23 protein-coding genes are annotated in these 18,015 nt (G+C 72.0%); 5 read left to right on the top strand and 18 right to left on the bottom strand.

The features are described 5' to 3' along the window. Nucleotides 1-3: 3 nt before the first annotated feature. Genes DEI81_RS04955 through DEI81_RS04945 form a run of 3 tightly spaced genes read right to left on the bottom strand, consistent with a single transcriptional unit; the run spans nucleotide 4 to nucleotide 2,677 of the window. Nucleotides 4-1,176, bottom strand: a complete 1,173-nt coding sequence (locus tag DEI81_RS04955) for an AMP-binding protein (RefSeq protein WP_111009612.1) — start codon at nucleotides 1,174-1,176, stop codon at nucleotides 4-6. 37 nt (nucleotides 1,177-1,213) lie between these two features. Further along, nucleotides 1,214-2,143 (bottom strand): 1,4-dihydroxy-2-naphthoyl-CoA synthase, encoded by a 930-nt coding sequence (locus DEI81_RS04950; protein WP_111009422.1) that lies wholly within the window; start codon nucleotides 2,141-2,143, stop codon nucleotides 1,214-1,216. A 48-nt stretch (nucleotides 2,144-2,191) separates the two neighbouring features. Next, the gene (locus DEI81_RS04945) at nucleotides 2,192-2,677 is read right to left on the bottom strand and encodes a hypothetical protein (protein ID WP_146244018.1); all 486 of its coding nucleotides are present in this window, start codon (nucleotides 2,675-2,677) and stop codon (nucleotides 2,192-2,194) included. Between the two features lie 139 nt (nucleotides 2,678-2,816). On the opposite strand from DEI81_RS04945, the gene DEI81_RS04940 reads away from it, so the two are divergent. Then, nucleotides 2,817-3,824 carry an o-succinylbenzoate synthase gene (locus tag DEI81_RS04940; protein ID WP_258368507.1) on the top strand — a complete coding sequence of 336 codons (1,008 nt, stop codon included), beginning with the start codon at nucleotides 2,817-2,819 and terminating at the stop codon, nucleotides 3,822-3,824. Nucleotides 3,825-3,850: 26 nt separating this feature from the next. Here the strand turns inward: DEI81_RS04940 and ccsB are convergent, their stop codons facing one another. From ccsB to DEI81_RS04900, 8 genes are all read right to left on the bottom strand, one after another. Then, on the bottom strand, nucleotides 3,851-4,834 hold the full coding sequence (gene ccsB, locus DEI81_RS04935; RefSeq protein WP_111009420.1) for a c-type cytochrome biogenesis protein CcsB: 984 nt from the start codon (nucleotides 4,832-4,834) through the stop codon (nucleotides 3,851-3,853). 103 nt (nucleotides 4,835-4,937) lie between these two features. Further along, the gene (locus DEI81_RS04930) at nucleotides 4,938-5,285 is read right to left on the bottom strand and encodes an ATP-dependent DNA ligase (protein ID WP_111009419.1); all 348 of its coding nucleotides are present in this window, start codon (nucleotides 5,283-5,285) and stop codon (nucleotides 4,938-4,940) included. A gap of 3 nt (nucleotides 5,286-5,288) precedes the next feature. Continuing rightward, nucleotides 5,289-5,624: a hypothetical protein gene (locus DEI81_RS04925; RefSeq protein ID WP_111009418.1), complete on the bottom strand. Its 336-nt coding sequence runs from the start codon at nucleotides 5,622-5,624 to the stop codon at nucleotides 5,289-5,291. 101 nt (nucleotides 5,625-5,725) lie between these two features. Then, nucleotides 5,726-7,474 (bottom strand): cytochrome c biogenesis protein ResB, encoded by a 1,749-nt coding sequence (locus DEI81_RS04920; RefSeq protein WP_375334761.1) that lies wholly within the window; start codon nucleotides 7,472-7,474, stop codon nucleotides 5,726-5,728. A gap of 70 nt (nucleotides 7,475-7,544) precedes the next feature. Further along, the gene (locus tag DEI81_RS04915) at nucleotides 7,545-8,243 is read right to left on the bottom strand and encodes a cytochrome c biogenesis CcdA family protein (RefSeq protein ID WP_111009609.1); all 699 of its coding nucleotides are present in this window, start codon (nucleotides 8,241-8,243) and stop codon (nucleotides 7,545-7,547) included. Nucleotides 8,244-8,291: 48 nt separating this feature from the next. Further along, a complete protein-coding gene (locus DEI81_RS04910; protein WP_258368505.1) occupies nucleotides 8,292-8,939 on the bottom strand; it encodes a TlpA disulfide reductase family protein in 648 nt (215 codons plus the stop codon). After that, nucleotides 8,936-9,580 carry a histidine phosphatase family protein gene (locus DEI81_RS04905; protein WP_111009417.1) on the bottom strand — a complete coding sequence of 215 codons (645 nt, stop codon included), beginning with the start codon at nucleotides 9,578-9,580 and terminating at the stop codon, nucleotides 8,936-8,938. Before DEI81_RS04905 ends, DEI81_RS04910 begins: the two co-directional genes overlap by 4 nt. A gap of 103 nt (nucleotides 9,581-9,683) precedes the next feature. Beyond that, complete coding sequence (locus DEI81_RS04900) at nucleotides 9,684-11,186, bottom strand: SulP family inorganic anion transporter (protein ID WP_111009416.1); 1,503 nt, start codon at nucleotides 11,184-11,186, stop codon at nucleotides 9,684-9,686. A gap of 82 nt (nucleotides 11,187-11,268) precedes the next feature. Here DEI81_RS04900 and aspS point away from each other — a divergent pair, with 82 nt between their 5' ends. Beyond that, nucleotides 11,269-12,612 carry an aspartate--tRNA(Asn) ligase gene (aspS, locus tag DEI81_RS04895; protein WP_111009415.1) on the top strand — a complete coding sequence of 448 codons (1,344 nt, stop codon included), beginning with the start codon at nucleotides 11,269-11,271 and terminating at the stop codon, nucleotides 12,610-12,612. An 87-nt stretch (nucleotides 12,613-12,699) separates the two neighbouring features. Here aspS and DEI81_RS16155 read toward each other — a convergent pair whose 3' ends face one another. From DEI81_RS16155 to proC, 6 genes are all read right to left on the bottom strand, one after another. Beyond that, nucleotides 12,700-12,993: a Dabb family protein gene (locus DEI81_RS16155; protein WP_181435326.1), complete on the bottom strand. Its 294-nt coding sequence runs from the start codon at nucleotides 12,991-12,993 to the stop codon at nucleotides 12,700-12,702. Then, nucleotides 12,990-13,244 carry a glutaredoxin family protein gene (locus DEI81_RS16150; protein WP_111009414.1) on the bottom strand — a complete coding sequence of 85 codons (255 nt, stop codon included), beginning with the start codon at nucleotides 13,242-13,244 and terminating at the stop codon, nucleotides 12,990-12,992. The genes DEI81_RS16155 and DEI81_RS16150 overlap by 4 nt, the downstream gene beginning before the upstream one ends. Nucleotides 13,245-13,324: 80 nt before the next feature. Next, nucleotides 13,325-13,423 carry a 30S ribosomal protein bS22 gene (locus tag DEI81_RS04880; RefSeq protein WP_003792170.1) on the bottom strand — a complete coding sequence of 33 codons (99 nt, stop codon included), beginning with the start codon at nucleotides 13,421-13,423 and terminating at the stop codon, nucleotides 13,325-13,327. Nucleotides 13,424-13,533: 110 nt separating this feature from the next. Beyond that, nucleotides 13,534-13,728, bottom strand: a complete 195-nt coding sequence (locus DEI81_RS04875) for a helix-turn-helix domain-containing protein (protein ID WP_111009413.1) — start codon at nucleotides 13,726-13,728, stop codon at nucleotides 13,534-13,536. 120 nt (nucleotides 13,729-13,848) lie between these two features. Beyond that, nucleotides 13,849-14,367 carry a helix-turn-helix transcriptional regulator gene (locus DEI81_RS16650; protein WP_111009412.1) on the bottom strand — a complete coding sequence of 173 codons (519 nt, stop codon included), beginning with the start codon at nucleotides 14,365-14,367 and terminating at the stop codon, nucleotides 13,849-13,851. Between the two features lie 71 nt (nucleotides 14,368-14,438). Further along, nucleotides 14,439-15,269 carry a pyrroline-5-carboxylate reductase gene (gene proC, locus DEI81_RS04865; protein WP_111009411.1) on the bottom strand — a complete coding sequence of 277 codons (831 nt, stop codon included), beginning with the start codon at nucleotides 15,267-15,269 and terminating at the stop codon, nucleotides 14,439-14,441. A 55-nt stretch (nucleotides 15,270-15,324) separates the two neighbouring features. Here proC and DEI81_RS04860 point away from each other — a divergent pair, with 55 nt between their 5' ends. Together DEI81_RS04860 and DEI81_RS04855 are read left to right on the top strand one after the other, a co-directional pair. Beyond that, nucleotides 15,325-16,281, top strand: a complete 957-nt coding sequence (locus DEI81_RS04860; RefSeq protein ID WP_111009410.1) for a cation diffusion facilitator family transporter — start codon at nucleotides 15,325-15,327, stop codon at nucleotides 16,279-16,281. A 93-nt stretch (nucleotides 16,282-16,374) separates the two neighbouring features. Next, nucleotides 16,375-16,752: a hypothetical protein gene (locus DEI81_RS04855; RefSeq protein ID WP_111009409.1), complete on the top strand. Its 378-nt coding sequence runs from the start codon at nucleotides 16,375-16,377 to the stop codon at nucleotides 16,750-16,752. A gap of 24 nt (nucleotides 16,753-16,776) precedes the next feature. Here DEI81_RS04855 and DEI81_RS04850 read toward each other — a convergent pair whose 3' ends face one another. Then, entirely contained in the window at nucleotides 16,777-17,208 is a 432-nt protein-coding gene (locus DEI81_RS04850) for a nucleoside deaminase (protein WP_111009606.1), read from the bottom strand. Between the two features lie 161 nt (nucleotides 17,209-17,369). Here DEI81_RS04850 and upp point away from each other — a divergent pair, with 161 nt between their 5' ends. Continuing rightward, complete coding sequence (gene upp, locus DEI81_RS04845; RefSeq protein WP_111009408.1) at nucleotides 17,370-18,005, top strand: uracil phosphoribosyltransferase; 636 nt, start codon at nucleotides 17,370-17,372, stop codon at nucleotides 18,003-18,005. The last annotated feature ends 10 nt before the right edge of the window (nucleotides 18,006-18,015 follow it).

The following is an 18,015-nucleotide window of genomic DNA, read 5'->3' as shown; positions in this document are numbered from 1 at the left end:
TCGTCAGGTGTCCATCGAGCCGCTGGGAGCGGCGTCGGCGGCGAGCCGCTGCACCGCGCGTCGGTCCGGCTTGCCCGTCGGGAGCATGGGCACGGCGTCGACCACCACGACGGCGGCCGGCCGGGCGGCACGACCGAGCACGGCGCCGACGCGCTCCCGGAGCACCGCGACGTCCACCGCGACGTCGGTCACGACGACGGGCACCTCGCCCCAGCGGTCGGAGGCGCGGCGGGTGACGACCGCGCCGGACTGGCCCGGGGCCTCCCGGACGACCCGTTCGACCGCGCCGAGCGCGACCTTCTCGCCGCCGGAGATGACGACGTCGTCGAGGCGGCCGACCACACGCACCGTGCCGTCGGCCGCGATCTCGGCGGCGTCCTGGGTGCGGTACCAGCGGACCCCGTCGCCCTCGACGAACGCGGCCGCCGTGCGCTCCGGGTCGTCCAGGTACCCCTCGGCGAGCATCGGACCGGACAGTTCGAGGCCGCCGTCGACGAGCCGCGTGCGGACCGGGCCGAGCGGGACACCGTCGTACACGCAGCCGCCGCTCGTCTCGCTCGCGCCGTAGGTGGTGACGATCCGGGCACCGGCGGCACGCGCGCGGTCGCGCAGCGCGATCGGGGTCGCCTGTCCCCCGACGAGCACCGCGTCGAGCCCGGCCAGCGCGGCGGTCGCACGGGCATCGTCGAACACGCGTGCCAGCTGCGCCGGGACGAGCGACGTGTACCGGCGGTCGGCGTGCAGGCGGTCGACCGCGTCGGCGAACGCCGTCGGGTCGAAATGCCCGGGCGGCACGACGACGGGGCTGGTGCCCGCGGCGACGGAGCGGCTGAGGACGTTGAGACCGGCGATGTAGTGCGTCGGCAGCGCCAGCACCCAACCGCCCGGACCGCCGAGCGCCGCGTCCGCCGCCGCCGCGCCGGCCAACAGCGCCTCGGACGACAGCGCGACCCGCTTCGCGGCGCCGGTCGATCCGCTCGTCTCGACCACGAGGGCGACCCGACGCGGCACGACGGCGGGCGGCGTGGAGGACGTCGGGTCCGACGACGGCACCGACGCAGACCGGGGTGACGGCGTCCGCGGCAGGATCGCCGGCCCGCCGGACAGCGCGGACTCGAGCGCCCGCAGCACGTCGAACGGGTCGTCGGTGGGGACCGGGAGGAGCGGCCGCGTCATCGGCGTCGGCTCACCGCCGTCACGCCCCACCGATGCATCAGTAGTGCCACGGGTACGCGGTCCACTCCGGCGTGCGCTTCTCGAGGAACGCGTCACGCCCCTCCACGGCCTCGTCCGAGGCGTACGCGAGCCGCGTGGCCTCGCCGGCGAACACCTGCTGCCCGACCAGGCCGTCGTCGACCGCGTTGAACGCGTACTTGAGCATCCGGATCGCGGTGGGTGACTTGCCGAGGATGGTCTCGCCCCACTCGATCGCGGTCCGCTCGAGGTCCGCGTGCGGGACCACGAGGTTCACCGCGCCCATCTCGTAGGCACGCTGGGCGCTGTACTCCCGGGCGAGGAAGAAGACCTCGCGCGCGGCCTTCTGGCCGATCTGCCGGGCGTAGTAGGCGCTGCCGTACCCGCCGTCGAACGAGCCGACGTCGGCGTCCGTCTGCTTGAACCGGCCGTGCTCCGCGCTCGCGATGGTCAGGTCGCACACCGCGTGCAGGGAGTGCCCGCCGCCGGCCGCCCAACCGGACACGACCGCGATGACGACCTTCGGCATCATCCGGATGAGGCGCTGGACCTCGAGGATGTGCAGGCGGCCCATCGACGCCTGTGCCGCCGCCGGGTCCACGCCCTCGGGCGGGGCGCCCTCGTCGCCGACGTACTCGTAGCCGCTGTGGCCGCGGATGCGCTGATCGCCGCCCGAACAGAACGCCCAGCCCCCGTCCTTCGGGCTCGGTCCGTTGCCGGTCAGGAGCACGCAGCCGACGCGGGGGTCCTGCCGGGCGTCGTCGAGCGCGCGGTACAGCTCGTCGACGGTGCGCGGTCGGAACGCGTTCCGGACCTCGGGACGGTCGAAGGCGATGCGGACGATCCCGCCCGACACGTGCTTGTGGTACGTGATGTCCGTGAACGACGCGGCGATCGGCGCCGCGTCCCAGACGTCGGGATCGAAGGTGTCGGAGACGGGTGCAGCCATGCTCCGAGCCTATCCGGCGGCCCCGACCGGCTTCAGCCTCGGCCTCGGTCAGCTGCCGAACTGCGTGAGCACCTCGGGCGCCGCCACGACGAGGACGACCACGATGACGACGGGGTTCGCGGCGAACGCGATGAACACCGCCACGACGCCGTACCAGCGGCCGAGACCGCCCACCGCGGCGACGAACCCGAGCACCGCGGCGATCACGGTGAGGAACACCACCACGAAGCAGATCCCGCCCGCGAAGTCGACCTCGCCGCCCATGAAGACGGCGAACGCACTCGCGTCCACCGCCACACTCGCCACGGCCAGGGCCAGCCCGACCTTGCCGACGACCGGGCTCCGGCGGGCACGACTGGACGGTCGGTCGACGTCGACCGTGTTCGTCCGCAGCAGCTGCGCGAACTCGTCGGACCGGTCGACGGCCCGCACCCCACGGCCGCCGTCGGGAGCGACACGACGCGTGGACGAGGCGGGTCGACGGCCTCCGGTGCGCTGCTGCGACTTCGGCGTCACCGGCTCTCCCCGCGTCATCTCCGACCGTTCCTGGTCGTTCCCGTCCCTGGTTCGCGCGACCCGGCGGCCGCTCGACCTGAGGATGCTAACGGCCGGAACTGGCGGTCGCCTCCGAGCACACGGCGCGGCACCTGAGCGCGCCTGGGAGGATCGGGGGGTGACGACCGTGACTCCCCCACCCACCGCTCCGATCCCGTCGATCGACGAGCTCCTGGCCGCCGCGCACGTCGTGGCGCTGCCCATGCGTGTCCGGTTCCGCGGGATCACGGTGCGCGAGGCCATGCTGCTGCGTGGCCCCGAGGGCTGGACCGAGTTCTCGCCGTTCGTCGAGTACGACGACGCCGAGGCGGCCGCATGGCTCCGCGCCGCCGTCGACTTCGGCTGGCGACCGCATCGGGCGGACGCCGACACCGTGCCCGTCAACGCGACCGTGCCCGCCGTGCCCGCGGACGCGGTCCCCGACGTGCTCGCCCGCTACCCCGGGTGCCGGACGGCCAAGGTCAAGGTCGCGGAGCCGGGCACCGGCCTCGCCGACGACGTCGCCCGGGTCCGTGCGGTCCGGGCCGTGATGGGCGACGACGCCGCCGTGCGCGTCGACGCGAACGGACTGTGGTCGGTCGACGACGCCGCGCGGGCGCTCGAGGCCCTCGCGCCGTTCGGCCTGCAGTACGCCGAGCAGCCGTGCGCGACCGTGCCGGAACTCGCGGCGCTGCGACGGCGTCTCCAGGGGCTCGGCGTCGCGATCGCGGCCGACGAGAGCGTGCGCAAGGCAGAGGACCCGCTCGCCGTCGCGCGCGCGGGTGCCGCGGACGTCCTCGTCGTCAAGGCGCAGCCCCTCGGAGGGATCACCGCGGCAGGGCGCGTCGTCGCCGAGGCCGGGCTGCCGTGCGTCGTCTCGAGCGCGCTCGACACGTCCGTCGGGATCAGCATGGGCGCGCACCTCGCCGCAGCGGTGGCGGCTGACGGGTTCGCCTCGGGACTCGGCACCGCCGCGATGTTCCGGGGCGACGTCACGGCCCGGCCGATCCTGCCGCAGGACGGGAGGATCGCGGTCCGTCGCGTCGACGTCGCGCCGGACCTGCTGGAGCGCCACGCAGCCGCGCCCGACCGCCGCTCCTGGTGGATCGAGCGGCTGCGTCGGACGCACGCAGTCCTCACCGCGTGACGGGACGGGCAGGCGCCCGCGCTGCCTCACAGTCCGGAGTAGCTGTGCAGCCCCTTGAAGAACAGGTTGACGACCGAGAAGTTGAACATCACGGCCGCGAACCCGATGAGGGCCAGCCAGGACGACCGCGCACCCCGCCATCCACGGGTCGCGCGCGCGTGGATGTACCCGGCGTAGATCACCCAGATGATGAAGGTCCAGACCTCCTTGGTGTCCCACCCCCAGTAGCGGCCCCAGGCACGCTCGGCCCAGATCGCGCCCGCGATGAGGGTGAAGGTCCAGAGCACGAACCCGACGAGCAGCACGCGGTAGGTCATGACCTCGAGCCGGTCGGCGTCGGGGAGGGTCTCCATGAAGCGGAGCTGCTTGACGTCGCCGCCGTGGCCCTGCCGGTAGGTCTGCACGAGCTGTGACACCGCGAGCCCGGCGCCGAGGGCGAAGAAGCCCGTGCCGCAGATCGCCACGAACACGTGGAGGACGAGCCAGTACGACTGCAGCGCCGGCGGGAGGGGCACGACGTCGACGTAGAAGTTGACGGTCGCGATGCCGAGCAGGATCAGGACGAGTCCGCTGACGAACACGCCGAGGAACTTCAGGTTCTGCCAGAACTGCACGGCGAGGAAGATCGCGACGATGATCCCGGTGCCGGTGAGCGAGAACTCGAACATGTTCGCCCACGGCACGCGGTGCGCGGCGACACCGCGGAGCACGATCGACCCGACGTGGATCACGAGCCCGAGCACCATCATCGCCATGCCGACGCGCTCGAAGCGGCTGCCCGACCGGGGCCGGTCGACCGGCGCCTCGACCCGCTCGAGCACGACCGTGCCGCCCTGGACCGTCGCGACCGTCCGCGCCTCGGCCCGCTGTTCCTGCCGCGCCGAGCGCTCGAGCTGCACGTCCCCGGACCGCTTGGCGACGTCGAGGATGAACGAGATGAACGCGATGAGGTACACGGCCATCGCCGAGTACACGAGGACGACCGAGTACTGCGCGAGGTCCGAGGTCATGTCGTTCACGCCCTGATGGTACCGCGCGCCCCTGACCCTGCCGGGGCCGGGGCGGTCGAGCGGGCGCAGTCTGAGCGGATCCGCACCGCGGGCGTCCCCCGGTTCACACCGCTCCGGTCGACAGCTCGGGCCGCCGCGTCTGCGCCTCGCCCTCCGGGGGTTCCGCGAGCAGGTACAGGCCCGTCCCGCTGCCCGCCGCGTCGTCGAGTGCCGCGATCCACGCCCGGTTGAGGCGCGGAGGTCGGCCCCCGATGAACTTGAAGTGCAGCTCGCAGTACGGGTGCAACCAGATCGTGGTGCGGCCGTCGCCGACGCGGACGTCGTCCTTCCACGAGAACGCGAAGCTGTCCCCGCGTCGCAGCCGGTTCACGATCACGACCTGCAGGTGCGCGAGCGTGCGGTCCTCGATCTCCATCCCGAGGCGCATCGCGCCGTACGTCAGATGTCCCATCGCTCAGACCTCCTCGTCGCCCGGGGCGACGATGTCCTCGAGTCGTGTCGTGATGGGCTGCGGCTCGCGCAGGAGCATGATCCGCCGGCGGATCTCCGTCACCGTCTCGTCGTCGACGAGTTCCTCGCCGTCCGCGTCCGGGACGTCCGAGAGCACGATCTCGCTCGCCGGCCCGACGAGGAGCGACACGTGCACCACCGACCCGTCGGCGGCTCGGGCCGGGATCCGCACGGGCTCGGCCGTGGCCTGGTGCGCCAGCTCGGCCGCGTAGTCCACGACGGCATCGGCGATGGCGTCCCCCGTCAGCACGTGGGCGTCGCTGTAGTCGATCGAACGCATCGGGCCTCCTCCCGGTCGATGCAACCAGGACCCGCCCGTGCGCCGGTACGGGCTGAGCACGACCCGCACCGCCGGCGTCCCGATCGGGACGCCAGCGCGCGTCAGGTCAGCGAGGCCGCCGCCGTCGGCACCACCCCGAGCCCGGCCGTGTGCCGCTCGGCGATCTCGTCGACTGCGCGCTCGAGGTTCGGGTCCTCGCCGCGCGCCAGACCGGCGTACTCGAGGTCGAAGCCGTCCTCGCCAGGGCGGGCGACGGCCTTGACCCACACCCGCCGACGCGGCACGAACAGCGAGGTGAGGAGTCCGGCGACCGCGAGGATCGCGAACCCGGCGACCCACAGCTGCGAGGCGTCGTGGTGGACGTCGAGCGAGACGTACCGCTTGACGCCGTTGAAGGTGATCGAGCCGGTGCCGTCGGGCAGTCGCTTCGTCTGGCCCGGCTCGAGCTCGATCGCGCCGTGCGCCGCCGTCGTCCCCGCGATCTGCCGCAGCCCCTTCGTCGAGAGCTGGTACACGGAGCGCGGGACGCCGTCGTCGAGGCCGAGGTCGCCCGTGTAGACCTGCAGGCTCAGCAGCGGGTTCTCGGTGTCCGGGTAGTTCGACGTGTAGGCGCCCGTCGCCTGCTTGACCGCAGTGGGGTAGAAGAACCCGACCATGCCGAGCTGGTCCGGCTGCGCGTCCGGGACCTTGACCACGCCGAGCGAGGTGTAGTTCGTGTCCTGCGGCAGGAACGGGACCACGTCCTCGAACGCCACGTGCCCGTCGCCGTCGCGCACGGTGACGTCCATCGCGTACCCGTTGCCGAGCAGGTACACGTTCGTCCCGCCGATCGACAACGGGTCGTTCACCTTGATGGTGCGCTTGGTCGCCGCACCGCCCTTGGTCCGGGCGGTCACGACGGCCTTGTAGTCCGTCGCCTGACCGAGCGCGTTGAGGTTCTTCTGCTCGTACGTCGTCGTGAAGTCGTCGAGCGTCAGGTTGTAGCCGTGCAGCTGCGACTGGCTGAACCAGCGCCCCGGGTTGAACGAGTCGTACGAGCCGAGCACGTTCGAGAACGTCTGGCCCTCGACGAGGAGCCGCTGCCCCGTGTAGCTGAACCCACCACCGATGCCGACCGCGAGCAGGACACCGACGAGCGCGGTGTGGAACACGAGGTTCCCGGTCTCGCGCAGGTAGCCGCGCTCGGCGCTCACCGAGTCACCGAAGCGCTCCACCCGGTAGCCGGACCGCTTGAGAAGCGTCATCGCGCTCGTCACGGCGGTCTCGACGGTCGGGAGGGCCGGAGCCGGGCCCGTCGCGGACCCCCCACCCGTGACCGTGGTCGGGTCGACCGCGATGCGCTGGTACCCGGCGAGGCGCCCGAGGCGGACCGGCGTGCGGGGCGGGCGGGTCCGGAGGGCCTGCCAGTGGTGGCGTGTCCGCGGGATGATGCAGCCGATCAGGGACACGAACAGCAGGAGGTAGATCGCGGAGAACCACACCGAGGTGTAGGTGTCGAACACCTGCAGCTTGTCGAGGACCGGGTACAACGTCGGGTGGTCGACCTGGTACTGCGTCACGCCGTTCGGGTCGGCCGTGCGCTGTGGCACGAGCGACCCGGGGATCGCGGCGAGCGCGAGCAGCATGAGCAGGAACAGCGCCGTGCGCATGCTCGTCAGCTGGCGCCAGAAGAACCGGACGTAGCCGAGGAACGACAGCGCCGGCTGGTTCACCCCGCCGTCGTCGCCGCCCCCACCGCCACCGCCGCCGGTACCGCCACCACCGGTGCCGCCCGACGTGGGAGCGGCGTCGACGTGGTCGGACGGGCGCATCGGGTCGCCGACGATCGTCGTGCCGTCGGCCTCGTCCATGCCGGTGGAGGCAGCCGTGGACGTGCGGTCCGTGACCGGAACCGCTGCGGCGATCCGGGCCTCCCGGGTGTCAGACGAGCGGGACATAGCTCTGGATCACCGCCCCGACGCTCGACATGATGGCCGACCAGAGTCCGGTGACCATGAGCAGACCGATGACGATCAGGATCGCTCCTCCGATGACGTTGACGAGGCGGATGTGGCGCCGGACCGTGCGGAGGGCGCTCGACGCCCACCCGGCGCCGAGCGCGACGAGCAGGAACGGGATGCCGAGTCCGATGCAGTAGGCGACGCCGAGCCACATGCCCTGCCACGCGCTGCCGGCCTGCACGCTGAGCAGGTTGATCGCGGCGAGCGTCGGGCCGAGGCACGGGGTCCAGCCGAGGCCGAACACGACGCCGAGCAGCGGCGCCCCGACGAGGCCCGTGGCGGGCGACCAGGACGGCTTGACGGTGCGCTGCAGGAACGTGAACCGGCCGACGAACACCAACCCCATGGCGATGACGACGACCCCGAGCACCTGGGTGATGAGGTCGCGCCAGCGCACGAGCCAGAAGCCGAGCGCGCCGAACACGGTCGTGTACGCGACGAAGACGACCGTGAACCCGAGCACGAAGAACAGGACGCCGAGCAGGACGCGGCCACGACGTCGCCCGACCTCGGTGACGCCACCGACGTACCCGAGGTACCCGGGCACGAGCGGCAGCACGCAGGGCGACAGGAACGACACCAACCCGGCGAGCGCCGCGACGGGCAGTGCGACGGCCATCTGACCGCTGAGGATCGCGTCGGAGAAGGGGTTGCCGCCGGTCACGGGTCAGGCGTTCCCGTTGAGCTCGTCGCTCACGAGGGTGTCGATGATGCTCGACGAGTCGACCGCACCGAGGACGCGCGCGGCGACGCGTCCCTGCTTGTCGAGCACGATCGTGGTGGGGACGGAGTTCGGGGCGATCGTGCCCGAGAGGGCGAGCTGCATGGTCCCGTGGTCGGCGTCGAGGACCGAGCCGTACGCCGTCCGGAAGGTGCGCTCGAACGCCTGGGCGGTCGGCTTCCGGTCGCGCACGTTGACCCCGACGAACGCGACGTCCTTGCCCTGGAACGTCCCGTACGACTGGTTGAGGTACTTCGCCTCGGCGCGACAGGGCGGGCACCCGGCGTACCAGAAGTTGAGGACGACGACCTTGCCCTTGAGCGCGGCACTCGACACGTGGTCGCCGTCGTCGGTGGTGGCCGAGAAGGTCACGGGCGCGCTCCGCTTGTCGGCGGCGACCTCGGTCACCGCACCGTCGCCGGAGATGTAGTTCTGCGTGGTGCCCTTGCCGTACTGGTTCGTCAACTGGTCGTTCGAGCTCGACGAGCAGCCTGCGAGCGCGAGGGCCGCGACCACGGCACCGGTGATCGCGACGGCGAGGCGGGCGCGGGTCGAACGGCGCCGCGGTTGAACGGTCGTGCTGGTGGTGATCACACTGCTCCCATGTCGACGGCTCCGGCCCGGAGCGGACCCGCGGGATCGGCGTAGCCGACCTCGACGAAGCGCCCGCCACGGCGTTCCACGCTCGTGATGCTCGACAGCGCGCACCGACGGGCACGCGGGTCGTGCCAGAGGTGCTCGCCGGCCAGCCGGCGGTGCACCGTCCAGATCGGGAGCTGGTGGCTCACGAGGACGACGTCACCCCCGTCGATGCTCCCCCACGCGGTCTCGAGCGCGGCCGTCATGCGGTTCGCGATCGACGCGTAGGCCTCGCCCCAACTCGGCCGCAACGGGTTCGCGATCCACGGCCACTCCGTCGGCCGGGCGACCGACCGCCGCGTGAAGCCCGGCGGCTGGCCCTCGTACCGGTTCGTCGGCTCGATGAGCCGCTCGTCGAGCCGGACGTCGAGGTCGTACGCCTCGGCCCACGGCGCGGCCGACTCCTGCGTCCGCTGCAGGGGCGATGCGACGACCGCACGGACGTCCACTCCGGCGTCGACGAACGACCGTGCGGCGGCCGCGGCCATGCGCTGGCCGAGCTCGCTCAGCCGGAACCCCGGCAGGCGTCCGTACAGGACGCCATCGGGGTTGTGGACCTCGCCGTGACGAACGAGGTGCAAGCGGGTCGCGGGCATGGCCTCCAGTGTAGGTCGGGCGGCGCGTCCACCTCCCACCCAGTTGCCGCACGGGTATGCGGAACCGCTCAGCAGCGGCGTCCGGGAGGCCCGGGCGGGCCCGTCAGGACAGGTGGCCCGACAACCGCGTGTGGATCCGCAGCGACCGGGTGTCGAGCCCCACCACCTCGACGGTCGCACCGTGCATCGCGTACCGCTGCTCGATCGCGTCCAGCGCGGCGACCGTCGACGCGTCCCACACCTGGGCGCCGGCGAGGTCGATCTCCACCCGTGCCGGGTCCTCGGCGTACGAGAACCGCGTGGGCAGATCGCTCGACGAGGCGAAGAAGAGCGCGCCGTGCACGCGGTAGCGGACGAGGTCGCCACGGACCTCCCGCTCGACGGACACGACGTGGGCGACCCTCCGGGCGAACACGAGCGCGGACACGACGACGCCGATGAGCACTCCGGTGGCGAGGTTGTCGGTGAACACGACGACCACGACCGTGATCACCATGACGCCCGTCTCCCCGAGCGGCATCCGGCGGAGGGTCCGCGGACGGACGCTGTGCCAGTCGAACGTCGCGACGCACACCATGACCATGACGGCGGTGAGCGCCGCCATCGGGATCTCGGCGACCACCCCGCGCAGGGTCACCGTCAGCACGAGCACCGAGACGCCGGCGACGAAGGTCGAGACGCGGGTCCGGGCCCCGGCCGTCTTCACGTTGATGACCGTCTGGCCGATCATCGCGCAGCCGCCCGTGCCGCCGAAGAACGCACTGACGACGTTGGCGATGCCCTGCCCCCACGACTCGCGCCACCCGCTCGACCGGGTGTCCGTGAGCGCGTCGACGAGCTGTGCGGTGAGCAGGGTCTCGATGAGCCCCACGACCGCCATGCCGAAGGCCGTCGGGGCGATGATCCGCAGCGTCTCGAAGTCGAGCGGCACACGGATCCCGGCGAAGGTCGGCAGCGACGACGGCAGCGCGCCCTTGTCCCCGACCGTCGGGACGTCGACGTGGAACAGCAACGTGAGCGCGGTGACCACGATCACCGCGATGAGCGGGGCGGGCACCGCCTTCGTCAGGAGCGGGAACGCGATGATGATCGCGATGCCGAGCGCCGTGAGCGGCCAGACGACGAACGGCACGCCACGGCCGAACAGGTTCGGCAGCTGTGCGGTGAGGATGAGGATCGCGAGCGCGTTGACGAACGCGACGTTGACGCTCCGCGGGATGAACCGCATGAGACGAGCGACGCCGAGGAAGCCGAGCACGAGCTGGAACACACCGCCGAGGACGATCGTCGGCACGAGGTACGCGATGCCGTGGTCCCGGATGAGCGGCGCGACGACCAGCGCCACGGATCCGGCCGCCGCGGAGACCATGGCAGGACGACCTCCGACGAACGCGATCACGACCGCGATGACGAACGACGAGAACAGGCCGACCGCCGGGTCGACCCCGGCGACGATCGAGAACGAGATCGCCTCGGGGATCAGGGCGAGCGCCGTCACGACGCCGGCGAGCACCTCGCGCGTGAGCAAGCGCGGCGACCGCAGCGCCTGCAGCACGGAGTGGGCGACGGGTGCCGACGGACCGGACGGGACAGCTGCGGAGGTCATCGGCGACCACCTTACGGGCGGGCGTGAGCGCTCACCACGGCGTCCGACGCGGGACGGGGGCCGCCCGCTAGACTCGACCCCCGTGATCGAACGCACCCGCATCGCCGACCTCGCCGCACTCCCCGAGGGTCCCGTGACCGTTGGCGGATGGGTCGAGACCGTCCGTGACCAGAAGAAGGTGCAGTTCGTCGTACTGCGCGACGAGACGGGCGCCGTCCAGCTCGTCAACCCCGCCGTCCGCGCCGTCGACGACGACGCCGACGACAGCGCACGTGCGGCGCTGACCACGACCGAGACGATCTCCGGGCTCGCGCACGGGACCTTCCTGGTGGCCCAGGGCACGCTCAAGCACGACGAGCGCGTCAAGCTCGGTGGCATCGAGGTCAAGATCGACCGCCTCGACGTCGTGACCGCCGCGCTCCCCGAGACGCCGATCGCCGATGACTCCTCGCTCGACAAGCGCCTCGACTGGCGGTTCCTCGACCTCCGGAACCGCAAACAGAACCTCGTGTTCCGGATCCAGACGACCCTCGAGCACGCGTTCCGGACCTACTGGATCGAGCGCGACTTCATCGAGATCCACACGCCGAAGCTCATGGCATCCGCGTCCGAGTCCCGCGCCGAGCTGTTCGAGCTGCCGTACTTCGACACGACGGCGTACCTGGCGCAGAGCCCGCAGAACTTCAAGCAGATGGCGCAGCCGGCCGGATTCGGCGCGGTGTTCGAGATCGCGGACGCGTTCCGGGCCGACCCGTCGTTCACCTCCCGGCACGCGACGGAGTTCACCAGCGTCGACGCCGAGATGAGTTGGGTCGAGTCCCACGAGGACGTCATGGCCATGCACGAGGAGCTCCTCGTCGCCGGCATCACCGCCGTGCAGGCGAAGTACGGCGAGGAGATCAGCGAGGTCTTCGGCTTCGAGCTCCAGGTCCCCACCGCGCCGTTCCCGCGCATCCCGCTCGCCGAGGCCCGCCGGATCGTCGCGGAGGGCGGCTACGAGATCCCCCGCGCCGACGGCGACCTCGACCCCGAGGGCGAGCGCCGGATCTCGGCGTACGTCAAGGAGCAGTTCGGCTCGGACTTCGTGTTCGTCACCGACTACGACGCCACGATCCGGCCGTACTACCACATGCGTCACGAGGACGACCCGACGCTCACGAAGAGCTACGACCTCATCTACAACGGCACCGAGATCTCCACGGGCGCCCAGCGCGAGCATCGCGTCGACGTCCTGACGCAGCAGGCGGTCGAGAAGGGCCTGGACCCCGCCGAGCTCGAGTGGTACCTCGACTTCTTCCGCTACGGCGTCCCCCCGCACGGTGGCTTCGGCATGGGCCTGGCCCGGGTGCTCATGCTCATGCTCGGCCAGTCGTCGATCCGCGAGGTCACGTACCTGTTCCGCGGTCCCACCCGCCTGCTCCCGTAGCGGTTCCCGACCGCACGACAGGAGGCGCTGCTCCCCACCGGGGCAGCGCCTCCCGCGTGTGCGGCAGCGACGGCCGGGAGGCGCGGCTCAGGCCTCCCAGTCGATGGCGGTCCGCCCCGTGACCATCCCGCGGACGGTGTCGGCGGCGGCCTGGTGCTCGGGGTGGACCTGGTAGGCCTCGAGCCCGGCGAGGTCGTCGAACGTGGCGACCACCGCGACGTCCGCGTTGCTGCCGGGGTACGCCACGTTGTCGACCACGCGGATGGAGCGGATCGACGGCACGACGCCGTCGAGGGCTTCGAGCACGGCGCGGATGTGGGCGATCGCCTCGTGACGGACGACGTCGTCGCGCAAGCGCCAGGCGACGACGTGGTGGATCACGCGCGGGCCTCGGCCGCGGCGAGCGCACGCTCGAACCGCTCGGCGTCGACGCGCCAGGTGCTGTGGACCCGGCCGTCGACGATGACCACGGGGATGTCCTCCGCGTACTCCTCGCGCAGGGCGTCGTCCTGGAGGATGTCCCGCTCCTCGAACACGACGTCGGGGTGGGCGTCGAGCACGGAGCGGACGATCGGACGGGCGTCGTCGCACAGGTGGCATCCGGGCTTGGTCAGGAGCGTCACGGTGGGCACCCGTCCAGCGTAGTGCGGAGACGACGAAGCCCCGGCCGGTGATCGGTCGGGGCTCTCGTGGTGAGCAGGTCCGGTAGGACCTACTTCTTGTTGCGACGCTGGTGGCGCGTCTTGCGCAGCAGCTTGCGGTGCTTCTTCTTCGCCATGCGCTTGCGGCGCTTCTTGATGACAGAACCCATACGGCCCTCCTACGGCTGATGTGGACACCGGGTCGGAGACCGCGGAAAAATACCTCGTGCGACATTACCGGAGCCGACCGGCGTTGTCGAACGGCGTGGGCGTGGCGCGCTCAACCGACGTCGGCGACACCACCGCGGAGCATCTCCGCGACGGCGGACTCCGGGACCCGGAACGACCGGCCGAAGCGGATGGCGGGGAGCTCCCCCGCGTGCACCATGCGGTAGACCGTCATCTTCGAGACGCGCATCATCTCGGCGACCTCAGCGACCGTGAGGAACCGCACGTCGTCGAAGTTGCCGGCCATGCTCTGCCTTCAGGAGGGGCCCGGCACCTCCGGACCATGGTGTGACCTGCGTGGTCTCTGGCAACCATAGGGGCGGCCGTGGCGCGGTGTCCAGCCCGCCCGCTGCCCCGGGAACGGGGGTCAGTCGTCGTCCTCGCCGGCACGCCGCTGGAGCCGACGCCGCACCGGGTCGACCACGCGCTCCCAGCCCGTCTGCGCCCCCGAGATCGCCGTCGTGGCGCGGAAGGACGCCTCGGCCATCACCCGTCCGAGTTCGGTGCCGACGTCCACCCGAGACCGTCCCGCGGCGCCGCGGCGCACCGACACGGGGCGGCCGTCGGGGGTCCACGCCGTGGTCGCCGGAACCTCCTCGGCAGCGACGACACCGGTGAACGGTGCGAGCCATTCCTCGACGCCGACGAGGGGCTCCGGGTCGAGGCGGTAGTAGCGGTGCTGGCCCTCGTCGCGCGTGCGCACCAGGCCGGCGTCGCGGAGCACCCGGAGGTGTTTCGACACCGTCGGTTGGCTGATCCCGAGGCGCGTGACGAGCGCACCCACGCTGAGTTCGCCGACGGACCCGGCCGCGCCGTACTCCTCGAGCAGGGTTGCGAGCAGTCGGCGCCGCGTGGGGTCCGCGATCACGCCGAAGATGTCGGGCATGCGCTCAGGGTAACGGGGCGCGCGCGGCGAGGGCCATCCGGACGCCCTCGGGGTGCCCGAGGGCGCGTGCGTCAGAGCGCGGCGAGCTCCGCGGCTCGGGCGATGGCGGCATCGGCGGCACGGCGGAGGGTCCCCTCGAGGTCCGCGTCCTCGAGGACCGCGATCGCCCGCTCGGTCGTGCCCTTCGGACTCGTCACCGCGCGCCGGAGGGCCTCGGGGCCGTCGTCCGACGTGGCGAGGAGCTCGACCGCGCCGCGGAGCGTGCCCTCGACCATGACCCGCGCCTGCTCGCGGTCGAACCCGAGCGACTCGGCCGCACGCCGCCACTGTTCGACGAGCAGGAACACGTAGGCGGGCCCGGACCCGGACACCGCGCTGAGGGCGTCGAGCTGGGCCTCGGGGACCTCGAGCACATCGCCCGAGACCGCGAAGAGGGACGAAGCGAGCGCGACCGCCGCCGCGTCGGCGCGACTGCCCCCGCTGACCCCGGTGACACCGCGGCCGACGCGCACGGGGGTGTTCGGCAGCGCCCGGACGACCCGCACGCCCTCCGGCACCAGGGACTCCATCGTCACGCTCGTCACCCCGACGGCGACACTCACCACCACCGCGTCCGGCTCGAGGTCGGCCCGCACCTCGCGCAGCAGGTCGGCGACGAGGAACGGCTTGACCCCGACGACGACGAGCCCCGCCCCGCGCACGGCGCGCCGGTTCGCCTCCGGGTCGGTCTCCACGGCGACGGCGTCGAGGCCCCGGACGCGGAGCGCCTCGGCGGACGGCTCCGACCGGTTGGTGACGGCGAAGCGATCCGCGGGGACGCCTGCGGCGAGCAGGCCGTCCAGGACCGCTCCCGACATGGATCCGACGCCGAGCATCGCGGTACGTGGCAGATCGAGGACCATCCGGCCATCCTAGGATCTGACCGACCGCACAGGAACGAGAGCAGGGCTGGGCACCATGAGCGCATCCGGAGGCAACAGGGCGATCGTCGCGGCCCTCGGCGCGAACGTCGGCATCGCCGTGGTCAAGTTCATCGCGGCCGCGATCAGCGGATCGGCGTCGATGCTCGCCGAGGGCGTCCACTCCCTCGCCGACTCGGTCAACCAGGTCCTGCTCATCATCGGCGGCCGACGGTCGAAGCGGGCGGCGGACGAGGAACACCCGTTCGGCTACGGCCGCGAACGGTACGTGTACGCCTTCGTCGTGTCGATCATCCTGTTCTCGATCGGCGGCGTGTTCTCGCTGTACGAGGGCATCGAGAAGCTCGAGCACCCGCACCCCCTGGAGACCTGGTGGCTCCCGCTGGCGGTGCTCGCGATCTCCATCCTGCTCGAGGGCTTCTCGCTCCGGACGGCGTTGCGGGAGGCCCGGTCCGACCGCGGGGACCAGTCCCTGGTGCAGTACATCCGTCGGGCCAAGGCACCCGAACTCCCGATCGTCATGCTCGAGGACACGGCGGCGCTCACCGGGCTCGTGTTCGCGTTCCTCGGCGTCGGTCTGACGGCGCTCACCGGCAACGGCGTCTTCGACGCGATCGGCACGATCCTCATCGCCCTCCTGCTCGTCGCCGTCGCGGTCGTGCTCGGTGTCGAGACGAAGAGCCTGCTGCTCGGCGAGGGGGCGACGCCCGCGGACCTGCAGGCGATCAAGCGGGCGATCCTCGACGGCCCGGAGGTCGACTCGATCATCCACATGAAGACCCTGTACCTCGGCCCGGACGAGCTCATGGTTGCGGCGAAGGTCGCGGTGGACGGGGACCGTCGCCTGGGGGACGTCGCGGCGGGCATCGACGCCCTGGAGGCCCGGGTCCGGTCCGTCGTGCCCGTCGCCCGGGTCATCTACATCGAGCCCGACGTCCGGCACGACGCCCCGCGGCCGCCGACCGAGGCGATCATCATCCGCGCGGCCGACTGACGCGTCCTCCCCCGGTCGGGAGGCCGAGCGACCGTCCACAGGGAAGGCACGCCTTCGTGGCGGAGCCGGCCGGGCCTCCGCCACGATCGGAGCATGTCCGTGTTGCAGAACGTGTTCCTGGCTCTCCACTTCCTCGGTCTCGCCGCCGTGATCGGCGCCTTCCTCGCACAGGTCCGGCGCAAGGAGCACATCGAGACCCAGTGGCTCGTCATCGGCCTCGTGACGCAGCTCGTGACGGGTCTGGCACTCATGGGCATCATCGACGCGACCACCCACGGCGGGGCGAACCACGTCAAGCTCGGGGTCAAGCTCGTCATCGCGCTGTTCGCCCTCACGACGGCGTTCGTGGCGCGGTCGCGGCAGCGCCGGGCCGACGCGGGGACGGCCGGACCGAAGGCGGCGCTGCCGTTCTTCCACACGACCGGAGCGCTGGCGATCGTCAACGTGCTCATCGCCGTGTTCTGGCACTGAGGCGCGTCCGGTCGCCGAGCGGCCTCAGCGTCTCGCGGCGAAGAACGTGTCGAGCATCGCGGCACAGGGCTGTTCGAGCACACCGCCGACGACCTCGGCCCGGTGTGGGAGTCGTCGATCGCGCGCGATGTCGTAGACGCTGCCCGACGCACCCGCCTTCGGATCCCACGCGCCGAACACGATCCGGGGTACCCGAGCGGCGAGCACGGCGCCGGCGCACATCGGGCACGGCTCGAGCGTGACGACGAGGGTGTGCTGCTCGAGGTGCCAGTCCCCCGTGCGTGCCGCGGCGGCGCGGAGTGCGAGCACCTCGGCGTGCGCGGTCGGATCCTGTCGGGCCTCCCGTTCGTTGCGCCCCGTGGCGACCACCGCACCGGTCGCGTCGAGCACGACCGCGCCGACCGGGACGTCCCCCGTCGCGAGACACGCGCGGGCCTCGTCGAGCGCCCGTTCCATCGCGGCCACCCACGGCCGGGCCGCCGGGTGCTCGCCCCGGTCCGCTCCGCCGCCGATGCCCGAGGGTCCGGGGCCGACCGGCCCGGGTCCGTGCTGCCGGTGCTCCACTCGCCCTCCTCGTCCGCCGCGGTGGCGCCTCCGTGGCCGGTACCCTTGAGCGTATGCGAGTCCACGTCGCCGACCACCCGCTCATCACGCACAAGTTGTCGGTGCTCCGCGACCGCACGACGCCCGCACCGACGTTCCGCGCTCTGACCGAGGAGCTCGTGACGCTCCTCGCGTACGAGGCGACGCGCAACGTGCGAGTGACCGCGACCGCGATCGAGACCCCCGTCGCGAACACCGTCGGCGTCGCCATCGCCAAGCCGCGTCCGCTCGTCGTGCCGATCCTCCGAGCGGGCCTCGGGATGCTCGAGGGCATGGTCAAGCTCGTGCCGACGGCCGAGGTCGGGTTCCTCGGCATGGCGCGCAACGAGGAGACCCTCGAGCCCCAGACGTACGCCGAGCGCCTGCCCGAGGACCTGTCGAACCGGCAGTGCTTCGTCCTCGACCCGATGCTCGCGACCGGTGGCTCCCTGACGGCCGCGATCGAGTTCCTGTTCGACCGGGGCGCCGTGGACGTCACCGCCGTCTGCATCCTCGCCGCGCCCGAAGGGCTCGCCGCGGTCGAGGAGGCCACCGCGGGCAAGGACGTCACGATCGTCCTCGGTGCCCTCGACGAGCGACTCGACGACCGCGGGTACATCGTGCCCGGACTCGGCGACGCGGGCGACCGGTTGTACGGACTCGCTGAGTAGCCCCTTCCAC

This window comes from Curtobacterium sp. MCBD17_013 (assembly GCF_003234565.1).
Lineage (GTDB): Bacteria > Actinomycetota > Actinomycetes > Actinomycetales > Microbacteriaceae > Curtobacterium.
Note: the sequence above shows the minus strand (reverse complement) of the source record. Positions and strands in the feature narration are given on the sequence as shown.